This is a genomic window from Halomonas sp. TD01, assembly GCF_923868895.1.
Lineage (GTDB): Bacteria > Pseudomonadota > Gammaproteobacteria > Pseudomonadales > Halomonadaceae > Vreelandella.
Genome location: NZ_OV350343.1, coordinates 2,908,055 through 2,930,266, shown reverse-complemented (window position 1 = coordinate 2,930,266; position 22,212 = coordinate 2,908,055). Strand labels below are relative to the sequence as shown.

Sequence of the window (22,212 nt, the reverse complement as noted above, 5' to 3'; positions counted from 1 at the left end):
CTAAGCAAGGGTAGCGGAAAATAGCGACTTAACACGCGCCATTTCTCACGCACCACCCGCCGACGCCTCACGTGCTAACTCAAGGGCTGAATCCAAGCTATCAGGATCATTTACCGCCAACCCTTTGGCACTACGTATAATGCGCTTGTTTAACCCGGTAAGCACTTTGCCAGGCCCGCATTCAATGAACACATTAGCACCTTGCTCGACCATCGCTTCAACGCAAGATGACCAACGAACCGGCTGATACAGCTGCTCGATTAGGCGCGTACGCAATGTCTCAATATCAGCATGGGCTTGCGCATCGACGTTTTGAATAACCGCATAACGAGGTGCACGTAACTCAATTTCCTGCATAGCCGCAGCAAGGCGCTCAGCGGCTGGTCGCATCAGCGCACAGTGGGAAGGCACCGAAACCGGCAGTGAAAGCGCTCGCTTGGCTCCAGCCTCTTGGCAAGCAGCGATGGCACGCTCAACGGCATTTTTGCTGCCTGCGATGACAACCTGCCCAGGCGAGTTGTAATTAACGGCAGACACTACCTCATCTTCAGCCGCTTGGGCACAGGCCGCTTCCACGGCGCTATCATCAAGCCCAAGGATCGCCGCCATGCCACCCTCTCCCGCAGGGACAGCTTCCTGCATAGCTTCACCACGCAATCGAACAAGGCGTACGCCTTCAGCGAACCCCATCACTCCAGCGCAAACCATAGCACTATATTCACCGAGACTATGGCCGGCCATGACGCTTGGGCGAGGCCCTTCCAACTCTTGCCAGATACGCCAAATAGCAACGCTGGAGGCAAGTAGTGCCGGCTGAGTGCATGCCGTCGCATTCAACGCTTCTTCTGGACCTTCCTGGACGACTTTCCACAAATCGTAGCCCAGAGCGTCTGACGCTTCCTCAAATGTAGTTCCCACCACACTGTAGCGCTCGGCTAGCTCTCGCAACATTCCAAGCTGCTGAGAGCCTTGCCCGGGAAAAATGAGGGCAAGGGGTTGAGACATGTCGTTCACCTTTGCTCTTGTAGGCATTTGCTCAGTTGAGCGATAAGCGTGCTATTGGCGCCATTGCTGTAACAGCGTTGGCCACATCCTGCTACCACCAATAGCCCGCAAAAAATATATAACGTCTTATTATCTACTGCGTTGACAGCGCTCAAGAACGCGACCAGCGTGCTGCAATCCGGACAGGCAAATCATGCTCCACTTCTTGCAATGCACGCTGGATAGCATAATAAAAACCATCCGCCTGGGTGCTGCCATGGCTTTTTACCACAATACCCTGCAACCCCAAGAGGCTGGCCCCATTATAGCGTACCGGGTCTAGCTCCCGTTTAAGCCTCTTCAGTACAGGCCTGGCCAGTATACTTGCCAAACGTCCACTCAGGCGTGACTCAAACGCCATTTGTACACGCTCCACCAACATACGAGTCAACCCTTCACTGGCTTTCAAAGTGACATTACCAACAAAGCCATCGCAAACCACGACGTCAAGATCACCTTGAAAAATATCGCCGCCCTCGGCATAACCAAGGTAATCAAAGCTTAAGTCACTGACACTCTCACGGAGCAAACGATCCGCTTCGCGTACATTAGCGCTACCTTTTGTAGCTTCAGACCCCACATTCAGCAAGGCAACGCGAGGCCGCTTAATGCGATCCATGCACTGGGCCATGGCGGCACCCATCATGGCAAAATCAAACAGCCTGGATGCTGGAGAATCAACATTTGCTCCTAAATCAAGCAAATAACAACGTTTTCCCCCACGCGCGGGTATTGCGGTACTTATTGCAGGCCTTGAGATACCAGACAACATGCCAAGTTCACGCCTCGCTAAAGCGACCAAAGCACCGGTATTTCCGGCACTCACTCCCGCCGCCGCTTCACCGGAAGACAGGCTGCGCAGCATACACGCCATGCTGGTAGCGCCTCCGCGCCGCATTGCCCAGGCAGCTGTTGCCGCTTGAGACACACTTTCTGGAGCATCGACAGCCACCAAACGTGACGTTGCCGCAGCCAAAGGCTGCGGCAAACGCGAAAGCTCAGCATCAATCTGCTGACGCGGACCAAACAGAGTTAATGCTAAGCCAGGGCGCTCAATAACCGCCCTTGCGGAGCCTTCGATAATGGCACGGGGGCCTTGGTCACCCCCCATTACATCAATCGCTAGGCGCACACAGCACCCACCCTGTTTTGCCGCTCATAAAAAGCGCTAAGGCTTAAACCTCAACCACTTTACGACCGCGGTAAAAACCGTCTGGAGAAACGTGGTGACGCAGGTGAGTAGTACCGGTTTCTTTGTCCTGAGACAGAGTCGGTGCGCTCAGCGCATCGTGGCTACGACGCATACCGCGCTTGGAACGAGTTTTACGGTTCTGTTGAACTGCCATGGGTGTTTACTCCAAGGTAATTAAGGTAAGTGATGCTTACTTTTTGCCTTTCAAAGCGCCACTGCTTTTCAAAGCATTAAGCACTGCGAAAGGGTTTTTGGCCGGAGCGGACTCTTCCGCCGTGCCCTCGGTCTTGCTGACCAGCTGCTCCGCCGAGACATGGCATTCGGTCTCATCGTGATAGACCACCTGCGGCAAGCTAAGGATAAGCTCATCCTCTATTACCGTCAGCAAGTCCAGCTGTTCATTTTCCACCAGCACCGGCTCATGACTGGCAGGCAGCTCGGCAGCCAAGGCTTCGTCTGCAATCATTCCTAATAAGAAATCACTGGAAACGTCTTGGCTTAGCGGCACCAGACAACGGCGACAAGGCAACGCCAGGGTCGCTTGCAAATGGCCACGAATTTCGCGACGGCCTTGGGCATCAACGCCAAACTCAAGTACGACATGACAGTCGCCGGTTTGGTCACCTGCTTCTTCAGCTAGGCGTGGCAACTTATTAAGCGCCACAATGCCTTCTAGTCGTTCGCGGCGGGCTGCAAGCTTATAAGGCTCAACCCGGCTGGGGATTTGTGAGGTCAACATAGGCGCGCAATGATAGGCACTCGCCCCCCCGCTGTCAAAGCTGTCGGTACAATTCTTACGAGATTATCTGCCAAAACCACCTAAATAGGCAGACCACTAAGGTTTCGTTACACTCGTTTGAACGGTGATTACTGCCTAACCAGGCCCATTAAGGAGAATGCTGTGCCTCAAACAAATGACGCGACACTCGTCCTCGCCTCTAGCTCTCGCTTCCGACAAGCACTACTGGACAGGCTATTACTGCCCTACCAGTGCTGCTCACCAGACATCGACGAAACGCCCCATCCTAATGAAACGCCCAGCGCCTTAGTACATCGCTTGGCGCTGAGCAAAGCCAACGCCGTTGCTGAGCACTTTCCCAACCATTGCATCATTGGCTCCGATCAAATAGCTCTGTTTGAGGGTGACATTCTCGGCAAACCCCACACAGAGGAGCGCGCTCGGGAGAACTTGACGCGCTTTTCTGGCCAAAAAGTGACATTTCTAACGGGTTTAGCGTTAGTTGATACTCGCCACCAACGGCATCACGTCCATATCGAGCCGTTTGAGGTGTTTTTTCGCTTACTGAGCGAACAGGAAATTGCGCGATATGTTGCCCTTGAGCAGCCACTGGATAGCGCAGGCAGCTTCCGCATGGAAGGGCTGGGTATCAGTTTGTTTGAAAAACTCGAAGGCCGAGACCCAAACGCACTCATTGGGCTCCCCCTCATAGCACTGTGCGACATGCTTCGCCAAGCAGGCATGAACCCCCTCGGCGACGTTTAGCATTTACTGGGTCTGAAAGCGCAATGGAGCATGTGCACGCTGCAGCCCAAGCACTTCAGCGGCTGTTTGGGTAAATCGGCGCGTCAAGCGCTCAAAAGGGTCTAAGCTAGGCGTATAGTTTTCCCAATCAGCCTCACCCACCTGCGATCGAGCCACTTGCTCAAGGCTGGCTAGTTCATCTACCAAACCCAGCTCTAACGCCTGCTCTCCACTCCAGATAAGCCCTGAGAAAACTTCAGGGCTGTCGCTCAATCGATCACCGCGCCCTGCCTTAACATCGTCTATAAACTGCTCATGGGTTTGAGCCAAAACGCCTTGCCAGAACTCAGCCACGTCTTCATCAAGCGGCTGAAAAGGATCCAGAAAAGCCTTATTTTCACCGGCAGTCATTACGCGACGCTCAATGCCAATCTGGTTGATCGCTTCTTGGAAGCCAAAGCCGGAATAAATAACGCCGATAGAACCAACTAAGCTTGCACGGGACGCCACGATGCTATCCGCAGCTGAGGCAATGTAGTAAGCGCCACTAGCGCCAATATCCTCTATCACTGCAATAATAGGCTTATCCCCCTGATCACGCAGACGCATTATCTCTGCATAAATACGCTGCGATTGGACAGGACTTCCACCGGGACTATCAATGTGCAACACAACAGCAGCGGCACTTCCCGATGACCATGCACGATTCAAACCTTTGATGATCCGCTCAGCATTCGCTGGTGCATCACTAGTAATCACACCATGCACTTCAACCAGTGCCAAATGGCGCTGAGTGGGCAATGAGGCAGTCGGCTCAGCGAGAAAAACGCGGTACAGCATTGTTGTTAACGATATCAATACAATCGCCAACAGCATCAAACGAAAGAACAATTTCCACCGTCGGGTTCTGCGCTGCTCCGTTAAAACACCGCCAACCCAACGATCCATCATTTCTAATTGCGCTAACCGCTGTCGCTCCCGGAGCGTCTCAGCATCATCACCCTCTGCCCCCGGCAGCGGTTGCTGCTTGGCTTGCCGAACAACTTCCGGCCCGTCGGTCCACCGATCACCACTCACCTTCCCCGGGGAATCATCACCCACTTGGGAGCCACTATCATTATCACCGCGCTGTTGCTCATCACTCATATACGATTCCTAATGTCCGCCTGGTCGTACAATTACTGCCCGTAGCGACTATTAACACCACTAACCATGGAGCCAGTCGAACAGGCTATCTACATCATCCGCCAGCCACACAGGCTGACTAGCCGCCAACCGAGCGCGGGCATGTACACCGTAAGTAACGCCCACACGATCCATATTAATGGACCTAGCCATTTCAAGATCATATTCGGTATCACCCACCATCACAGCGCGTTCGACGGGCACTTTCAGCTCGTCAAGCAGCTCAAGAATCATCTGTGGATGGGGCTTAGAACGCGTTTCATCTGCCGTTCGACTGGCATGAAACCAAGCGCCACACTTTGCTTCGGAGAAAACTCGATCTAAACCACGGCGACTTTTACCCGTTGCCACCGCCAGACGCTGATGGGGATGTTCACGCAGCCGGGCGATTTGCTCTTTTACGCCTTCAAAAAAAGGCATGGGCGTCGAGTCGCCATGTACGAAATGGTAGGCATAGCGTTGACGCAAACGCTCAGCCTGAGCCGCTTCAATACCAGGACATAACGTCGCTATCGCCTCAGGCAGGCCCAAACCAATAATATTTTCGATAGCACTGACGTCTAACTCATCCCACTCGGCATCAAAAGCAGCTGCCTGCATGCAGGCAACTATTTTCGGCACAGAGTTCATCAGCGTGCCGTCCCAATCAAAGATAATTAGCTCATAGCGCATTTCGTTTCCTTATTTCCGAGCGCGCTTTAGCGCTTCTTCCAACGCCTCAGGCAACGGCGCCTTCACCGTAACGGGACGGCCATTGCCAGGTTCAGGAAACGTTAATGCACGGGCATGAAGAAACAGACGCCCCAGGCCAAGGCGCTGTGCCATGTGGTTACTTTCGCGGGTTCCATATTTATCGTCACCCAACAAGGCATGCCCGGCATGAGCCGCATGCACACGAATCTGGTGGGTGCGACCTGTTACAGGCTCTGCCTCTATTAGCGTGACCTTTTCAAAAGTTTCTACTACCGAAAAGTGAGTCCGTGAAACCTTGCCGTTAGGATCTACTCGCACCCGCCGCTCACCGTTACCCGCATCAAAGCGGTCTAAACGAGCACTCACATAGGTCTTTCGGGCAGGCCAGCGCCCACTCACTAGCGCCAAGTAGCGCTTGTCCATTGCGTGCTTTTTAAGCGATTCGTTGAGTGTGACTAGCGCATCCCGAGATTTTGCCAACAGCAAACAACCCGATGTATCACGATCCAAGCGGTGAACAAGCTCTAAAAAAGTAAGGTCGTCGCGCACTTGTCGAAGCGCTTCAATTAGACCAATTTTTACACCACTTCCTCCATGGACTGCCAGGCCGGATGGTTTGTTAATCACCATCCAATCTGGCCCTTCCATAATGACGCTACCAATCAACAAATCACGTAAATTGTCGCTAACTTCTTTAACCGCTTCTCTGGGTGCTAAGCGCAGCGGTGGCACACGCACTAAATCGCCAGCTTGAAGGCGATAATCCACTTTAACGCGTTTTTTATTAACCCTTACCTCGCCTTTACGCACAATGCGATAAATCAATGCACGAGGAGCACCTTTTAAACGCGTCATCAGAAAATTGTCGATTCGTTGACCTGCTTGTTCCGGGGCGATATCCACCCACTGTACTTCCCGCCCTTCGGACATTAACGCTCACTCCTGGTGTGATCTTATAGCGACAGGCTAAAAACGGCATTCTAGCGTAGACCAATGCGCATTGCGTCAATTGCTGGTAGTTGTCTTTACTGTTATATTCCAGAACGTTCAGCGGCCAAGTGTGGCTTACCCGTAAACAGACACGTCGTAACGGGTGCGTTACCATTCTTCGCCTAGCGCCTGCCCGACAAACACGCAGGCCAGAGCATAGGCAAAATGGCGTAGTGTACGCATTACCCAAACGCCTAACGCATTGAAATAACGTACTGAAATAACGTACTGGATATACAGTTACTCTGTCGCATGCTTTTTGACGGCAGATACGCCTTTGCTTCGCCCGCAATGGCAGGCAATTGAATTAATAAACGTCACGCCTCAAGCAGCCTCTCCTGTTCGTCACAAGGTGCTGCTCGACTTGGGGCGCCAAGTTCAACGCTGTGCCGATGACCGGCGTTGACGAATCGATGAATGCTAGGTGTTGGCGGTGTCAGCAGAGCCGGATGGACGTGACAGCCACCGAAACATGTTCTGCCTCCGCCACGTACTCAACGCCCTTTCGGCCGGGTCGGCATGATTGCCTTCCCGGCTTAATGCGTCAGCATAGCAATGCGCCGAGCACAAGCACGCAGCACCCAGCGATTCGTCTACGCCACGCCTAGACGGTTCGTCGGCACGCAACGCTATGTGAGACAATATGAAACGGATGCTGATTAACGCGACCCAGCCAGAAGAGCTTCGGGTTGCGCTGGTAGACGGGCAACGCCTTTACGATTTAGACATCGAATCTGGCGCTCGAGAGCAGAAGAAAGCCAATATTTACCGGGGCAAAATCACCCGAGTAGAACCTTCCCTTGAAGCCGCTTTTGTTGATTTTGGTGCCGAACGCCATGGCTTTCTGCCGCTAAAAGAAATTTCTCGCGAATATTTTATCAAAGATGTTTCTGGCCGCCCCAGCATCAAAGAAGTGCTGAAAGAAGGCCAGGAAGTCATTGTCCAAGTTGATAAAGAAGAGCGAGGCAATAAAGGGGCCGCACTGACTACCTTTATTAGCTTAGCGGGTCGCTTTCTTGTTCTGATGCCGAACAACCCCCGTGCGGGCGGCATTTCACGCCGCATTGAGGGTGATGATCGCAGCCAACTGAAAGACGCCATGGGCCAACTGACAGTACCGGACAAAATGGGCCTGATCGTTCGCACCGCCGGTATCGGCCGTAGCCCAGAAGAGCTGCAGTGGGACCTGGATTACCTTGTCCAAGTGTGGGAATCCATCACCACTGAAGCAGGCAAACGTTCAGCTCCTTTCCTGATTTATCGCGAATCTAATGTCATTATCCGCGCCATGCGCGATTACCTACGCCAAGATATTGGCGAGGTGCTAATTGATAGCCCAGAGATTCATGCAGAAGCACTGGGCTTTATTCGTCAGGTAATGCCTTCTTACCAGCAGAAAATTAAACTTTACGCGGATGAAGTTCCGCTTTTCTCGCGCTTCCAAATTGAGTCGCAAATCGAAACTGCTTACCAGCGCGAAGTAAAACTTCCCTCTGGTGGCTCTATTGTTATCGATCACACCGAAGCGCTGGTCTCTATTGATATTAACTCTGCCCGGGCTACACGTGGCAGCGATATTGAAGAAACCGCACTACAGACCAACTCTGAAGCAGCCGATGAAATTGCTCGACAGCTGCGTCTGCGTGATATCGGTGGCCTCGTAGTTATCGACTTTATCGATATGGGCCCTGCGCGCAATCAGCGTGAGGTTGAAAACCGCATGCGCGATGCACTGAAGCTGGATCGGGCGCGCGTTCAGATTGGCCGAATTTCACGCTTTGGCTTAATGGAAATGTCACGCCAGCGGCTGCGCCCCTCATTAGGCGAAACCAGCGGCGTTGTTTGTCCGCGCTGTAACGGACAAGGCACCATTCGCGATGTTCGCTCGCTTTCACTCTCTATCATGCGCCTGATTGAAGAAGAAGCCATGAAAGAGCGTAGCGCACAAATCCGCGCCATTCTTCCCGTTCCGGTGGCTACCTACCTGTTGAATGAAAAGCGTAGCGTTCTGGCAGACATCGAATCACGCCAAGGCGTGCGTGTGGTTCTCTTACCGAATCCCGAAATGGATACGCCGCATTACGACGTCCAGCGACTGCGTGATGACCACCTAGATGATGATGAAAGCCTGACATTATCCAGCTTCGAGCTTTCTACTGATACTGAGGTAGGCAAAGAACCCGACCCAAGCTTCACCCCACCAGCCATGCGCGCTGAAGCAGCGGTTAAAAGCGTTGTACATAATGCGCCAGCTCCCGCCTCTCTTCAGACTGAAGAAAAGGCAGAGAAAGTAGCAAAAGCAGATAAAGTCGTTGCCGCGACGACACCCGTTGCTGAAGAGCAACCCAGTGTGATTGGCCGCTTTATCAGAGGCTTTGCTAAACTACTAGGGGGTGAAGATACCAGCACGAGTCAGCCCGAACAGGAAACCCCTGTTGCCCGTAAGCAGTCTGAAAAGACTAGCAGCAATCGCACGCGCAGCGAAAGCAAACCAAAGCCTGCCCGTGAGCGTGGCGAAAGCGCCAGCAAAAACGAACAGCGCAATAATCAACAATCGAGCAATCAACAGCCGAATAATCCGCAGCCCAGCCAACCGCGCAACGCTGATAATAACGACGACGCTAACGATAAACGCAGCGGCCCTAGCCGTACTCGCAATCGTCGACGCCATCCTCAGCAGGATGATGCCAAGGCCCAGGACAGCGACCAGAAGAGCAATCGTCAAAAAGAGCAGCAAACAAACCAAGCGGCTAAAGAATCACCTAAAGACGAGCCAGCTAAACCCGCTGCCCAGCCAGAAAACCGTCGCGATAAACCGCGTGATGCAAAGCCGAAAAACGAAGATACCCGCGAGCCCGCATCACAAACGGATGACAGCAAGCAAGATGATGGCAAGCCAAAGCGCACGCGCAACAATCCGCGCAATCGCACGCGCAAACAAGCTGTTAATCCCCAGGCTGAAGCGGAACAGCTAAAACTGCAAGCCGAAGCGGCTGAAGCACCCGCCGTTGATGCAACTGCTGTTGAAGCGCCTGCTGTTGAAGTACCCAGTAATGAAACAGCACCTGCTAGCGCCTCTTTGCAGGATGAAGCCAGCACAACTGTTGCAACAGCGACTGAGACGCCTGACCAAGCTGCAGAGGAAACAGCAACTGCCGATGGAACAACGGCTGAGCGCCCTGCCGAAAAGGCGGAGAAAGCACGGAAAGCCACGCGTCAGCGTCGCCAACCTCAGCAAGCGGTAGACAAAGCTGAAGCCGAGACACGTGTAGAGAATAGTGTTGAAAGCAAACCTCAGCAGACAATGAACGACGCAGCCGCTGCTAAAGAAGCGCCCCAGGAAGCGACCAGCCGTTCGTCTGAAGTCGCGAGTGCTGAGACTCCTTCAACTGACGCGGAAGTAAAGCCACAGGAAAAGAGTACTTCAGACACGAAAGAGCTAGATACCGCCTACAGCGAATCAATGAGCTCACGTGGCGAAGAAACCGCAGAGGAGACTGACAAGCTCCATGAATCTGCGCTTCAAGAACCTGTGACCCAAGAATCTGCGGCCCAAGAACCGGTGTCTCAAGAACCTCACGAGGCAGAGCAAGCGACATCAGTATCCGCCGGCACGCACACAGAAGCGCCGAAACCTGCTGAGACTGCTGAGACTGCTGAGACTGCTGAGACTGCTGAGACTGTCGACAGTGATGCTAACAACATTCAGGCGCCACCGAAAAACCTAGTGGCTAGCATTGAATCAAGCTCACCAGAGTCTGCTGAACAGCCAGAAGCACCTACGGCAAGCAACGACGCGGTGAGCGATACAGTTTCAGAAACAGCTAACAGCACCGCGGCTGCTCAAGAAAGCGAAGAGCCACAGCCTACGTTGGCGACCGATGAGAAGACTCAAACACCTTTAGCAGAGTCCATTGTTGAGACTGAAACAGTGACACCTGAAGCGGCGCCCGCTGCTTCTGCCCAAGACGAGACGCCCAAGCCGCGCCGCCGTCGTCGCGCTCATAACGATCCTCGTGAACTGCGCAAACAAGCACAGAACACGCATAACGAGTAATCGCTAGTAACTCAAGAAACTAGCACTAAAAACCCCGCTAAGGCGGGGTTTTTTTTATGCTTGTATTAAGCGTGGCTCAGGCTCTAACTTAACACCAAACTGGTCATAGACCCTGTGGGCAATGTACTCGGCAAACTGCAATAATTCACGCCGATCGCCGCCGCCGAAATGTACAAGCACTAAGGCTTGCCGTGCGTGCACACCGAAAGCCCCTTGCCGAGTTCCTTTCAACCCGCACTGGTCAATCAACCACCCTGCTGCCAGCTTGCTTTGTCCGTTAACCTGCGGAAAATGTGGCATGCTAGGGTATGTCTGTAACAAGCGTGATAACTGGTCGCTACTAACCAGCGGGTTTTTAAAGAAGCTACCCGCATTTGCGAGCACCTGAGGGTCCGGTAGTTTTTCCTGACGAATAGCACACACCGCTTGAGCCACCGCTAAGCAACTCGAAGAAGCGGTCACCCGGGCAGCTAAATCTCCATAACCCAGTCTTGGCAGCGGCTTTTTTGATAGCCGAAGTGCCAACTGAGTAATGACTACTTTATCCGCTAGTGCTTTTTTGAAAATGCTATCTCGGTAACCAAACTGGCAAGCATCCGCGCTCAACCAACGCACATTACCCGACGCCAGCTCTACTATCTGCACACCCTCCAGGACATCTTTAAGCTCGACACCGTATGCACCAATATTTTGTACCGGCGCGGCGCCGCAATCGCCCGGAATCAGCGCTAAGTTTTCGATCCCCCACAGGCCACGAGCAGCCAGCGTCATTACTAACGAGTGCCAATTAACGCCAGCCCCCACATAAGCAACAACAGATTCTCCGCCACCCTCCAGCCACCACTGCCGCATACCAGGCCGAATCGCAATGCCTTTTAGCTTAGCGGGAAGTAACACATTACTGCCGCCTCCCAAGAGCGTAATGTGCCACTGCTTATCAACGGCATCACGCACCACATTCTGGAGTGCACTTAGCGTTTTAGGGGCAACATATCGCTCTGCCTGGCAAGGTAAACGCAGCGTGTTAGCAGAGGTTAAATCGACCGATTGGCAACGACTGAGCAGATCGCTACTGTTAGTTTCACAACCCGTCATTTCTCAGCCCGTCTTTCCTCAGTTGGGCAATCAGCCCTGCCGAAGCCGCTTCAATTAAATTCAGGACATGCTCAAAGCCCTCATCGCCACCGTAATAAGGGTCTGGCACTTCTGCCTCAGGCATATCGGCAAAATCTAGAAATAGCCCCACATGGGCACGGCTATTGCTCGGCTGTAGCGCTTGCATCGCCTTGAGGTTGTCGCGATCCATCCCTAGCACATAGTCGAAGTCAAGAAAGTCATTAGCGCTTAACTGACGAGCGCGCAAATGACTAATATCGATACCACGCTGCAACGCAGCTGACTGGGCGCGGGTGTCTGGCGCTTTTCCGACATGCCAGTTACCTACACCACAAGAGTCAACGTTAATATGACGATTTAAGCCAGCCTCTTCAACAGCGTGCCAAAAGACGCCTTCGGCCGTTGGCGAACGACAAATATTGCCCAAGCAGACAAACAGTACGCGCTTCATTCGCATTCACCTCCACTTTCACTCGCCAGAAGCGCTCTCACTCTGGCTAAGTCTTCCGGCGTATCCACACCAGGAGGATTGATAGTGCTGGCCAGCGCAACTTGAATGGCATAGCCATGCTGTAGCGCGCGCAACTGTTCTAGTTGCTCCAACTGCTCAAGGCTCGACGGCGCCAGCTCACGATAAGCGGCGAGAAAACTGGCACGATAGGCGTATATACCAATATGACGCAACCAAGCATCGGTGGCTAAAAGCGCAGGCTGCACTTTAAATTGCTCTCGATCCCAAGGAATGGGCGCACGAGAAAAGTACAGTGCACGCCCCTGCATGGAGCGAACAACTTTGACGACGTTGGTGTTAAATAACGTTTCAACATCGCTAATGGGTTCAGCAAGTGTCGCAATGGCCGCTTCTGGATCTTCGGCTAAACGCATCGCCACTTGGTCGATTAAAACCGGTGGTATAAGCGGCTCATCGCCTTGCACATTCACCACTAAAGCGTCATCACTTAGCCCTAGGTGCTCTGCCACCTCCGCCAGTCGATCAGTACCAGACGGGTGATTCGATCTCGTCATAACGACATCCGCACCGTATGGCAACATCGCCTCACGGATACGTGGGTCGTCAGTTGCCACTACCACACGACTTGCTTGGCTTTGACAGGCTCTGCGCCAGACATGGGCAACCATAGGCTCGCCCGCTATATCCAGCAACGGCTTACCCGGCAAGCGGGATGAGCCAAAACGCGCGGGAACAACAGCGATAAATTCGGTCTCAGCGACTGACATTACACCTCTCCGGTACGACCTGGCGAGATAGGTAACTTTTCATCGGCATCCATCGGGCGTGCCTCTTCAGGTAGCATCACAGGGATGCCTTCTTGAATAGGATACGCCAAACCGTCGTAGTGGCAGCAAAGCTCTTGGGCTTCACGGTTATACTTGAGCTTGCCATTGCAAAGTGGGCAAACCAGCATTGCCAATAGTTCTTTATCCATCGGTGTATCCCTTTTAAGAAAGCGCTGACAATTTAGCTGCCAGCCAGTGTTCAAACTCTGGCGGGAGCACGGCTTCTACTTCTAGCACCCAGCTATCGGGTGGCGCTAACGCTTGGCACTTCACTGCGTCTTTGGCGGTCATTATAACGGGGCGCTGATGATTAAAACGGAAAGTCTGATAATCAAAACGCTGATGATCCGCTAGCGGACGCATCTCGCCTTCAACCCCCAAACTGCGCAACGTATTAAAAAAACGCTCAGGATGACCAATACCCGCCACGGCATTCACAGGTAACATGAATGGTAGAGGAGTAAGCGGCATACGTTGACCATCCTGCATTCGACGCCAGCTTAGCGGCGCTAGTTGCATCGCTATTCCTTTTATTGGCAGGGGGCAACACTGCTCACCATTGATAATCACAGCATCGACCTGGGTTAGTCTGCGGGGTGATTCTCTCAGCGGCCCAGCAGGCAAACAGCGCCCATTACCTAGCCCTCTCGCCCCATCAACGACGATTATTTCAATATCACGCCCTAGCGCCAGATGCTGTAATCCATCGTCACTAACAACAATGTCGCACCCTTGGTCAACCAGGGCCTGAACACCTCGTGAACGGATCGGATCAGCCACTACCGGACAGCCAGTTTGCTGCGCCAGCATTAATGGCTCATCACCGCTTTGGGCAGGATCAGTGATTGTGGTCACCTGTAACGGGTAGTGCGATGCTTTACCACCGTAACCACGGGTAATAATGCCTGGCGACCGCCCCTGCTTCACCAGCCAGTTCACCATCCATGCAACTAACGGGGATTTACCGGTTCCACCAAGGGTGATATTACCCACCACGATTACGGGCACGTCTGGCTTAACAACTGGCTTTTTCCCGGAACGATAGTCGAGGGTGCGCCGCGCCATAAGATAACGGTATAAAATACCAAGCGGATACAACGGCGTTAGCCATCGGCTTCCGAGATAGGCCGCCTTAAGCCAGCGTTGCTCCAGGCTCATTCACTCTCCTGAAACTGAAGCTGGTGCAGCGCCGCGTAGGCACCTCCCGCCTCTAGCAACGCCTGGTGAGTCCCCTGCTCAATAATACGCCCTTGATCCATCACCAAAATACGGTCAGCGCGTTCAATAGTGGACAGGCGGTGGGCAATGACCAGCGTAGTACGCCCTTTACATACATGCTCCAACGCTTTCTGGATATAGCGCTCAGATTCGGTATCCAGTGCCGATGTCGCTTCGTCCAATATAAGAATAGGCGCATCTTTAAAAATCGCCCGGGCGATTGCCAATCGCTGTCGCTGCCCACCGGATAGCATCACGCCGTTTTCACCCACCACCGTGGCATACTCCTGGGGCAGCTTCTCAATAAATTCACTGGCGTAAGCCGCCTGGGCGGCCGCTTCAATGGCGGCTGGGTCCGGGTTGGTAACGCCATAGCCGATATTATCAGCGATGGTCGCATTAAATAGCGTGACTTGTTGCGATACCAATGCAATATGTTGGCGCAAAGGACCTAATGCATAATCATCTGCGTTCACACCATCAATCAAAATGCGCCCTTCGCTAGGCCGATAAAAACGCGGTAGCAGGCTGACTAAGGTTGATTTGCCGCTGCCAGAGCGGCCAACAATTGCCACTAGCTCTCCAGGGGCAACATTAATATTAATATCGCGCAATACGTTAGGCTGATCATCAGCGTAACGAAAACTGACGTTGTCGATCACCACGTTGCCTGTTAGCTGACGAGGTATTTTCTTGCCTTCATCCTGTTCAGGTGTCAGATCAAGCAAGCCAAATAGCTCCGAAGCCGCCGCAATACCTTTTTGAATCTCGCTATTCACTTCTGTGAGCTGGCGCACGGGCTTGATCATTAGCGCTGCTGCGGTAATAAAGGCAACAAACTCACCCGGGGTCATGTTTGCCATAAGCGCAGGCGCCATGGCTAACCAGACCAGAATTGCCATGGAAATAGCTACCAGCATCAAAATCACTGGTGAGCTAACAGCACGCGTCATCGCCTCTTTCATACTTTGACGACGATTTTCTTCGCTTACCCGCTCAAAGCGCTGTTTTTCATACTCTTCAGCGCCATGCGTACGCACAACGCGATAACCAGAGAGCGCTTCAGAAGCGACGTGAGTAACATCTCCCATGGAGTGCTGAATACGTTTGGAGATACGCCTGAAACGTTTGCTGGCGTAACTCACCACAACAGCAATCACCGGTGTTACGCCAAGAAACAGCAGCGTTAGCATCCAGTTGGTCCAGAACAGATAACCGATCAGTCCGATAACAAATAAACCTTCACGCAGGATAATGGTGACGGCTTTCGTGGCAGCACCTGCAACCTGTTCTACGTGATACGTTACCCGAGATACCAAATGACCACTTGAGTGATGATCGAAGAACCGCCCGGGCAAATGCAGTAAGTGCGCAAATACATCACAGCGCAGCGTGTGAATCACATAACGTCCGACGTAGGACATAAAGTAGGTGCTTAAAAATGTCCCCAGCCCGCGCGAGGCGAACATAATTACAACGAACATGGGGAGCAGTAAACGAAAGGTGGCATCAGGATTCTGGATGCCATCAATAAGCCGTTTCATCATTTCAGCTAGTGCCGTACTGGAGGCGGCATAAATGATAAAACCTACTATCGCTAACGCGAACGCGCGCCAGTGAGGTTTGACGTAAGTTAATAATCGCTTGTAGAGAACCCAACCTGAATCAGTCACACGCGCTCCCGGCCTTAGTGTGCAGTTGCCAGAATTCTACCTTATGGTGACGCGCATCAACACCGCTTACGAGCGCCCGGTTGTTTTCGCATGGGAATGATCTGCATCGGTTGAGTGGCTGTGAGGCTAAATTCGAGAGCGCCATCCTGGGCGGTACTCCATAAACAGCTCTGCTGTTGTCGAAAGCGGCGTACTACCGCGTCGACCGGATGATTAAAGGGATTATCTTTCCCCGCACTAAAAATGACATGCCGAGGACGGCTTACTTGAACGAACTGAACACCCGAACTTGTATTGCTTCCATGATGCCCAGCCACTAACACGCTAATCGGCGTAATAACATTGGCTAAGACTCTCCTCTCAATGTCCTTGCCAACGTCTCCCGTGATCAGCAAACGCTGCTCTCCCACTCTTACTTGAAGAACACAGGAGCGATCATTAGAGGTGAGCTCGTTATCCCCCTTTGGTGGCCAAAGTATCTGATAGTGAATGCCATCACGCCGCCACTGCTGACCTTGAACACACTCTTTACTAGCAACGGGAAGAAGCTCTCCACGGGGAGCCCACCATTGCGTTACCCGATGGTCTTTTAAAAGAGCACTGACACCCCCAGCATGATCGTTATCGGCATGACTGACGATAACGTGATCGAACGATTGGCCTGGAGACCAAAGGGTTTGCAGCGGCATAAAACCACTGCGAAAGCGAGGCCCAGTGTCATACAGCAATCGGTAGTTGGCGCTACGCAACTCAATCAGTTGACCTTGCCCGACGTCATAAACAATGACACGTAGCTCGCCCTGGTTAAGCTGTTCGTCCGGAGACCACCACGGAAAGCTTAACAGTAGCAATGTTGCGCCAACACGTAACCACCCAGGAACGTTGGGAAGCCCCCAGCATAGCGACAGTAATAACAGCGCGCCTACCAGCGGAAACACCAGTACCGATGGTGGCTGCAAAAGTGGTGCCCATTGTACGGTAATGACTAATAGCTGATGGAAAACCTGCAATGCCTGCTCAAAACACCACCATACAAAAAGCCCTATCCCAGGCAGTGGCGACAGCACCCATCCCAATAACGCACTAGGCACCATAACGGAGCTGACCCAAGGTACAGCAACAAGATTCACCAAAGGTGCCGCAGGGGCGACTCTCCCAAACGCCACCAGCACCGCTGCCGCCATTAGCGGTGCGATGAGGAGTTGAGAACGCAGTAATGCCCAACACCACCCCTTCAGCCCTTGTGGTCGGGGACGACCTTGCCAAATAATAATCAACCAGCCTACCGCAATAAACGAAAGCCATAGACCAGGCCGCCACAGTGCAAGCGGATCAACGACTAACACCATTCCGAGCGCAAGCCACCAAGCTTGCCAAGCACCTGGTGCATGACGTCCGCTAAGCACCCACAGGCCTAACAGCGTCATGATCATGGCTCGCATGGCAGGAGGGGCTAGTCCAGCTAACATGGCGTAACCCACCGCCGCCGCTCCTGCTAGCCACCAGGGCCAAGCACGCAGACGCCAATGGATAGGCGTTACTAGCCTGGCAGTAAAACGAGCCAACAGCAGTACAAATGACGCGACGAGCCCAACGTGTAATCCTGAAATAACCACTAAATGTGTTGTACCCGTTGCATTGAGCAAGGTCCAATCATCTTGGGTCAACTGCTCACTATCACCCAGCGTTAGCGCCGCAAGCCAGCGCTGGGTTCGCTCTTGCAACGGTTGGCTAGACAACGTTTCGACTGCTCTCTGACGAAGTGTCAGCTTAGCCTCCGACAGGCGTTCAGGCTTAGGCTCCTGGCGCACATAACCGGTCGCGTGTATGCCTTCGCGCCATAACCACTGCTGAAAATTAAACGTATTTGGGTTAGAAAAGCCACTGGGAGGACGAAGCCGAAGTGTCATTTTCCAGCGCTCGCCAACGAGGAAGCGTTGATCACCGTAAGCACTTACTCGCACACTGCGCAGTGCGCTACAGCTTGGAAGCCCCTCAGGAGAGAGACAGGTTTCAACTGTCAGGCGTAAGCGTGACGACCCCGTTTCCGTTTGAACATTGATTACTCGAGCCTGCAGGGTGACATCTTTCCCACTGAGCCCACTTGGCAAACGATGCCCCCACTCTTGCTGCACGCTGACAAAAACCCAGCTTGAAATAACCAACCAAATTAATAAGCTACGCCGAAGCACAACCAAGCAAAGCACCACCACAAGCACGCTTGGTAGCAGAACCTGCAGGTGCCCCTCGGGGCCGCTTAACCACGCCGCTAGCGCACCCAGCAATACTGCCAAGGCAGCAGGTAGTGCAACACCTAGTTGCATATTCCCTCCGTGGAACTAGATCATTCATACCCACGCCATAGCCGAAGCACGCCGCTATATGGATAATAGGATGCACCAATTGCAAGAGTACCTGACATGCCGCGCCGTTTCCTGCAGCGCTACATGCCAAAACCCGACACATTAAGGCGACAGCGCTCACTACGCTTTATTGCGCCATTAATTGCAGACCCTGGGTTATGGCTTTTAACACGTCGAAGCGTTGCAAACGCGTTCAGCGTGGGGCTTTTTTGCGCCATGCTGCCCATACCGTTTCAAATGGTAGTTGCAGCACTAGGGGCAAGGTTTAGCCGTTGTAACTTGGCACTTTCAGTAGGGTTGGTGTGGATTACGAACCCACTCACCATGCCGGTTATTTTTTATTTTAATTATCGAATTGGCACGTTTCTTTTAGAAGCACCAGTGAGAGAGGCGCCATCGCGCATATCAACACGCTGGATTGCAGAACAAATGCACGACATCATGCCGCCGCTGATGCTTGGATCGTTAATTTCCGCCGTACTATTAGCCATTGTTGCCAATATTGTCATACGGCTAATTTGGCGCTGGCATGTTTCCCATCATTGGAAGCGCCGCCGCCTGAAGAGACGGCAGCGCCGGGCCCGCATTGAGTCAGAATTCGACGACTAGCCCTCCCAGCTACTAGTCGTTTTTCTGCTCAATTAACTGCCCACTATCCAACTTCATCACACGATCCTGATGAGCAGCCAAGCTGACATCATGAGTTACAATCACAAACGCGCAGGCGCTCTCTTTAGCCAACTCGTCCATAAGCGCTAAAATGGTACTTGCCGTGGTTTGGTCTAGGTTTCCGGTTGGCTCATCCATCAATACAAGACTGGGATCTGTCACTAATGCACGGGCGATGGCCACACGCTGACGCTCCCCTCCCGAAAGCTCGCCAGGTTTATGATCAGCCCGAGCCTTCATGCCCACCCGTTCAAGCAGCTGCATAGCGCGCTGCTCAGCCATCTTTTTAGACTGGCCGCGAATAATTAACGGAAGTGCGGCATTCTCGACCGCAGTGAACTCAGCCAGCAAGTGGTGAAACTGATAAACAAAGCCAATATAACGATTCCGAAAACGACCTAATGCCGCTTCGTTAAGCCCGGATAATGGCTCGCCAGCAATCACTACGCTGCCAGCGCTGGGCCGATCAAGACCACCCAACAGGTTTAGCAGCGTCGTTTTACCCGAGCCTGAGCTCCCCACAATGGCAACACGCTCTCCAGCATGCACCTTAAGCTCAAGCTGATCTAATACGGTGAGATCTTGGGGGCCTTCACTATAAACCCGTGTCAGGCTGTTACATTCCAGCATAACTGCTGCGGAGTGCTGTGTACTTGAGGTCATCGTTTTGCTTCCTTATTCATAACGCAGTACGTCGGCAGGCTGAACCCGAGCGGCCCGCCAAGCGGGATAAAGCGTCGAGAGGAAGGTCAGACCAAAGGCAGCGATGACAATATCGCGCACATCGCCCCACTGCAGCTGAGAGGGCAAGTCACTAATAAAGTAAACTCCGGCATCTAAGAACTGAATACCGAAAGTTGTTTCAAACCAACTGATCAAATCAGAGATAGTCAGTGCCAGGAGAACACCCGCAGCTACGCCAATCGCAATACCGATCAGACCGATGGTTAGCCCTTGCACGATAAAAATACCCATAATCGAACGTGGGGTGGCGCCTATGGTACGTAAAATGGCGATATCCGCTCGCTTATCAGTAACCACCATCACTAGCGTAGACACTATATTAAATGCGGCAACGGCAATAATGACAGTAAGCAGTAATGCAATCATGCGCTTTTCCATCTGAATCGCTTGAAATAGGCTCCCATGGGAAGCAGTCCAATCCGTGCCGCGGTACCCTGAGCCCAGTTCATTAACGATCGCTTGAGTTTCACTGCCAGCTACAAACAGGTCATCCAGCTCCAGCCGCAGACCACCCACTGCATCGCCCAAGCGCGCTAAGGTTTGCATATCTTCAATATTGGCATAAGCCAGATTAGCGTCTAAATCAGCGCCCACACTAAAGATACCGCTAACGGTAAACCGCTTTAGCCTTGGGAAAACCCCAGCGGGTGTAATCGATGCTTCCGGGACAAGTAGCGTAACTCGGTCACCTACCCCCACACCCAAGCGACGTGCCAGCATAGATCCCAGAACCACATTCCACTCGCCAGGCACCAGATCGGAAAGCTGGCCTTGGCGCATATGCTCGCCAATAATCGACACTTGATCTTCCCAGTCTGGATGAATGCCATTCACCATGGCGCCTTGATTTCTACCGCCTGCCGAAAACATACCCTGCTGTTCAACATAAGGCGCTGCACCGATGACTCGCTCACGCTCAACGAGCTGATCTGCTAGCGCTTGCCACTCGACCAACCCTTCTTGCGATTCAATTTTAGTGTGAGGCACCATTCCTAAGATGCGGGTACGAAGCTCGTGATCAAAACCATTCATCACCGACAGCACAAGGATTAGTACTGCCACGCCAAGCATTAATCCCAGCATTGAAGTTAACGAGATAAACGAAATAAAGTGGTTCCGGCGTTTAGCGCGCACGTAGCGCAGCCCCACCAGGAAAGGCAAACGATCAAGCATGGCATCATTCCTTAGTAATAAGCGTCCATGGTACGGTTTTTTTAGCATGGGTGCATGTAAGAACGCTGCGTTAGAGTAACAAGTATGCTCACCGTTCCCTTAAGCACGGTAACGCTTGCATGTTGGCAAACAAGCCCCTAAATTGCGCCCATTCTCATTGTCTTGAGGGCAGGCCTTTAGGGCAGGTCTTTAGGGCAAGCATTTTTTCGGCTATTAATTTTTCGACTATTAAGAGCACCTGTGACGTTGGCTAACAAGACTTACCGTTTATTGCCCGAGTGGTCCCCCCAAGACGGCCTGCAACTGACTTGGCCACGTCCAGACGGCGACTGGGCACCACTGTTATCGCGCATCGAAGCAACACTTGAACGTATCGTGATTGCAACGACACACTATCAGCACGTGTTGATCAGCGTTTCTGATGACACCATCCACCGCCGTCTGGCTGCGACGTTTAAGTCCTATGGCATTTCCCAACAACAGCTGACACTTATTGTCGCTCCAACCGATGACACCTGGGCCAGAGACCATGGGCCAATCACCGTGGTGGATGAAACTCAGCAGCCACTAATGCTGGATTACACGTTTACCGGCTGGGGCGGTAAATTTCCCGCCGAGCATGACAATCGGCTTACCCAGTGGCTGGCCGATGCAGGCGTATGGGCCTGCCCCACCGCTCCACGGAATATGGTACTAGAAGGCGGTGCTATTGAAACCGACGGAGAGGGCACGCTGCTAACCACCGAAGCCTGCTTGCTGAATCCAAATCGCAATCCGTCACTTGCGCGTACGGATGTTGAAGCTCAGTTAGCGGAAGATTTTGGCGTCGACCGTGTCCTTTGGCTGGCAAATGGGCATCTTGAGGGTGACGATACCGATAGCCATATTGATACGCTCGCGCGCTTTTGCAATGCCTCTACCATTGCGTATGTCCGCTGCGACGACCCGACCGATCCGCACTACCCTGCGCTAAACGCGATGGAGCAAGAGCTCATGGCGTTTCGTCAGCGCAACGGTGAGCCCTACCAATTAATTGCCCTGCCTTGGCCACAGGCCTGCTTTGACCCTGAAGATGGCCATCGCCTCCCAGCCACCTACGCTAATTTTTTGATTATCAACAATGCCGTACTAGTGCCCACCTACGGCGACCCTGCTGATGTTGTCGCGCTGCAAGCGCTGCGTGTCGCCTTCCCAGAACACGCGTTGATTCCGATTGAGTGTGCTAGCGTCATTCGTCAGCATGGCAGCCTTCACTGTTTAACCATGCAGTTACCGAAAGGCACGCTTGCCCCAGTGCTAACTGAATCCTAAGG

20 protein-coding genes are annotated in these 22,212 nt (G+C 52.8%); 4 read left to right on the top strand and 16 right to left on the bottom strand.

The window, feature by feature from the left end:
- Positions 1 to 45: 45 nt before the first annotated feature.
- From fabD to L1X57_RS13090, 4 genes are all read right to left on the bottom strand, one after another.
- Positions 46 to 1,005 carry an ACP S-malonyltransferase gene (gene fabD, locus L1X57_RS13105; protein WP_009722045.1) on the bottom strand — a complete coding sequence of 320 codons (960 nt, stop codon included), beginning with the start codon at positions 1,003 to 1,005 and terminating at the stop codon, positions 46 to 48.
- A gap of 151 nt (positions 1,006 to 1,156) precedes the next feature.
- Complete coding sequence (gene plsX, locus L1X57_RS13100; RefSeq protein ID WP_009722044.1) at positions 1,157 to 2,176, bottom strand: phosphate acyltransferase PlsX; 1,020 nt, start codon at positions 2,174 to 2,176, stop codon at positions 1,157 to 1,159.
- 43 nt (positions 2,177 to 2,219) lie between these two features.
- On the bottom strand, positions 2,220 to 2,390 hold the full coding sequence (gene rpmF / locus L1X57_RS13095; RefSeq protein WP_009099300.1) for a 50S ribosomal protein L32: 171 nt from the start codon (positions 2,388 to 2,390) through the stop codon (positions 2,220 to 2,222).
- A gap of 36 nt (positions 2,391 to 2,426) precedes the next feature.
- Entirely contained in the window at positions 2,427 to 2,975 is a 549-nt protein-coding gene (locus L1X57_RS13090) for a YceD family protein (RefSeq protein WP_009722043.1), read from the bottom strand.
- Positions 2,976 to 3,137: 162 nt separating this feature from the next.
- Here L1X57_RS13090 and L1X57_RS13085 point away from each other — a divergent pair, with 162 nt between their 5' ends.
- Positions 3,138 to 3,740, top strand: a complete 603-nt coding sequence (locus tag L1X57_RS13085; protein ID WP_234667758.1) for a Maf family protein — start codon at positions 3,138 to 3,140, stop codon at positions 3,738 to 3,740.
- Between the two features lie 3 nt (positions 3,741 to 3,743).
- On the opposite strand, the gene sppA is transcribed toward L1X57_RS13085, so the two are convergent.
- From sppA to L1X57_RS13070, 3 genes are read right to left on the bottom strand one after another with little or no spacing between them, the layout of a single operon-like run.
- A complete protein-coding gene (gene sppA, locus L1X57_RS13080) occupies positions 3,744 to 4,865 on the bottom strand; it encodes a signal peptide peptidase SppA (RefSeq protein ID WP_009722040.1) in 1,122 nt (373 codons plus the stop codon).
- 60 nt (positions 4,866 to 4,925) lie between these two features.
- Positions 4,926 to 5,576, bottom strand: coding sequence for an HAD family hydrolase (locus tag L1X57_RS13075; protein ID WP_009722039.1), 651 nt, complete (start codon positions 5,574 to 5,576; stop codon positions 4,926 to 4,928).
- 9 nt (positions 5,577 to 5,585) lie between these two features.
- Entirely contained in the window at positions 5,586 to 6,527 is a 942-nt protein-coding gene (locus L1X57_RS13070; RefSeq protein WP_009722038.1) for an RluA family pseudouridine synthase, read from the bottom strand.
- A 703-nt stretch (positions 6,528 to 7,230) separates the two neighbouring features.
- On the opposite strand from L1X57_RS13070, the gene rne reads away from it, so the two are divergent.
- On the top strand, positions 7,231 to 10,644 hold the full coding sequence (rne, locus tag L1X57_RS13065) for a ribonuclease E (protein WP_009722037.1): 3,414 nt from the start codon (positions 7,231 to 7,233) through the stop codon (positions 10,642 to 10,644).
- A gap of 54 nt (positions 10,645 to 10,698) precedes the next feature.
- Here the strand turns inward: rne and murB are convergent, their stop codons facing one another.
- From murB to L1X57_RS13030, 7 genes are read right to left on the bottom strand one after another with little or no spacing between them, the layout of a single operon-like run.
- Positions 10,699 to 11,739, bottom strand: a complete 1,041-nt coding sequence (murB, locus tag L1X57_RS13060) for a UDP-N-acetylmuramate dehydrogenase (protein ID WP_009722036.1) — start codon at positions 11,737 to 11,739, stop codon at positions 10,699 to 10,701.
- Positions 11,726 to 12,211: a low molecular weight protein-tyrosine-phosphatase gene (locus tag L1X57_RS13055; RefSeq protein ID WP_009722035.1), complete on the bottom strand. Its 486-nt coding sequence runs from the start codon at positions 12,209 to 12,211 to the stop codon at positions 11,726 to 11,728. Before L1X57_RS13055 ends, murB begins: the two co-directional genes overlap by 14 nt.
- Positions 12,208 to 12,999 carry a 3-deoxy-manno-octulosonate cytidylyltransferase gene (gene kdsB, locus L1X57_RS13050; protein ID WP_009722034.1) on the bottom strand — a complete coding sequence of 264 codons (792 nt, stop codon included), beginning with the start codon at positions 12,997 to 12,999 and terminating at the stop codon, positions 12,208 to 12,210. The genes L1X57_RS13055 and kdsB overlap by 4 nt, the downstream gene beginning before the upstream one ends.
- On the bottom strand, positions 12,999 to 13,208 hold the full coding sequence (locus tag L1X57_RS13045) for a Trm112 family protein (protein ID WP_009722033.1): 210 nt from the start codon (positions 13,206 to 13,208) through the stop codon (positions 12,999 to 13,001). Before L1X57_RS13045 ends, kdsB begins: the two co-directional genes overlap by 1 nt.
- A 13-nt stretch (positions 13,209 to 13,221) precedes the next feature.
- Complete coding sequence (gene lpxK, locus L1X57_RS13040) at positions 13,222 to 14,217, bottom strand: tetraacyldisaccharide 4'-kinase (RefSeq protein ID WP_009722032.1); 996 nt, start codon at positions 14,215 to 14,217, stop codon at positions 13,222 to 13,224.
- Positions 14,214 to 15,950 (bottom strand): lipid A export permease/ATP-binding protein MsbA, encoded by a 1,737-nt coding sequence (msbA, locus tag L1X57_RS13035; protein ID WP_009722031.1) that lies wholly within the window; start codon positions 15,948 to 15,950, stop codon positions 14,214 to 14,216. Before msbA ends, lpxK begins: the two co-directional genes overlap by 4 nt.
- 56 nt (positions 15,951 to 16,006) lie before the next feature.
- On the bottom strand, positions 16,007 to 18,274 hold the full coding sequence (locus L1X57_RS13030) for a DNA internalization-related competence protein ComEC/Rec2 (RefSeq protein WP_234667757.1): 2,268 nt from the start codon (positions 18,272 to 18,274) through the stop codon (positions 16,007 to 16,009).
- Between the two features lie 96 nt (positions 18,275 to 18,370).
- Here L1X57_RS13030 and L1X57_RS13025 point away from each other — a divergent pair, with 96 nt between their 5' ends.
- The gene (locus tag L1X57_RS13025; RefSeq protein WP_009722029.1) at positions 18,371 to 18,922 is read left to right on the top strand and encodes a DUF2062 domain-containing protein; all 552 of its coding nucleotides are present in this window, start codon (positions 18,371 to 18,373) and stop codon (positions 18,920 to 18,922) included.
- Positions 18,923 to 18,934: 12 nt separating this feature from the next.
- On the opposite strand, the gene L1X57_RS13020 is transcribed toward L1X57_RS13025, so the two are convergent.
- Positions 18,935 to 19,645 (bottom strand): ABC transporter ATP-binding protein, encoded by a 711-nt coding sequence (locus tag L1X57_RS13020; RefSeq protein WP_009722028.1) that lies wholly within the window; start codon positions 19,643 to 19,645, stop codon positions 18,935 to 18,937.
- Between the two features lie 12 nt (positions 19,646 to 19,657).
- On the bottom strand, positions 19,658 to 20,899 hold the full coding sequence (locus L1X57_RS13015) for a lipoprotein-releasing ABC transporter permease subunit (protein WP_009722027.1): 1,242 nt from the start codon (positions 20,897 to 20,899) through the stop codon (positions 19,658 to 19,660).
- A 240-nt stretch (positions 20,900 to 21,139) separates the two neighbouring features.
- On the opposite strand from L1X57_RS13015, the gene L1X57_RS13010 reads away from it, so the two are divergent.
- Positions 21,140 to 22,210, top strand: a complete 1,071-nt coding sequence (locus L1X57_RS13010) for an agmatine deiminase family protein (RefSeq protein ID WP_009722026.1) — start codon at positions 21,140 to 21,142, stop codon at positions 22,208 to 22,210.
- Positions 22,211 to 22,212 lie beyond the last annotated feature (2 nt).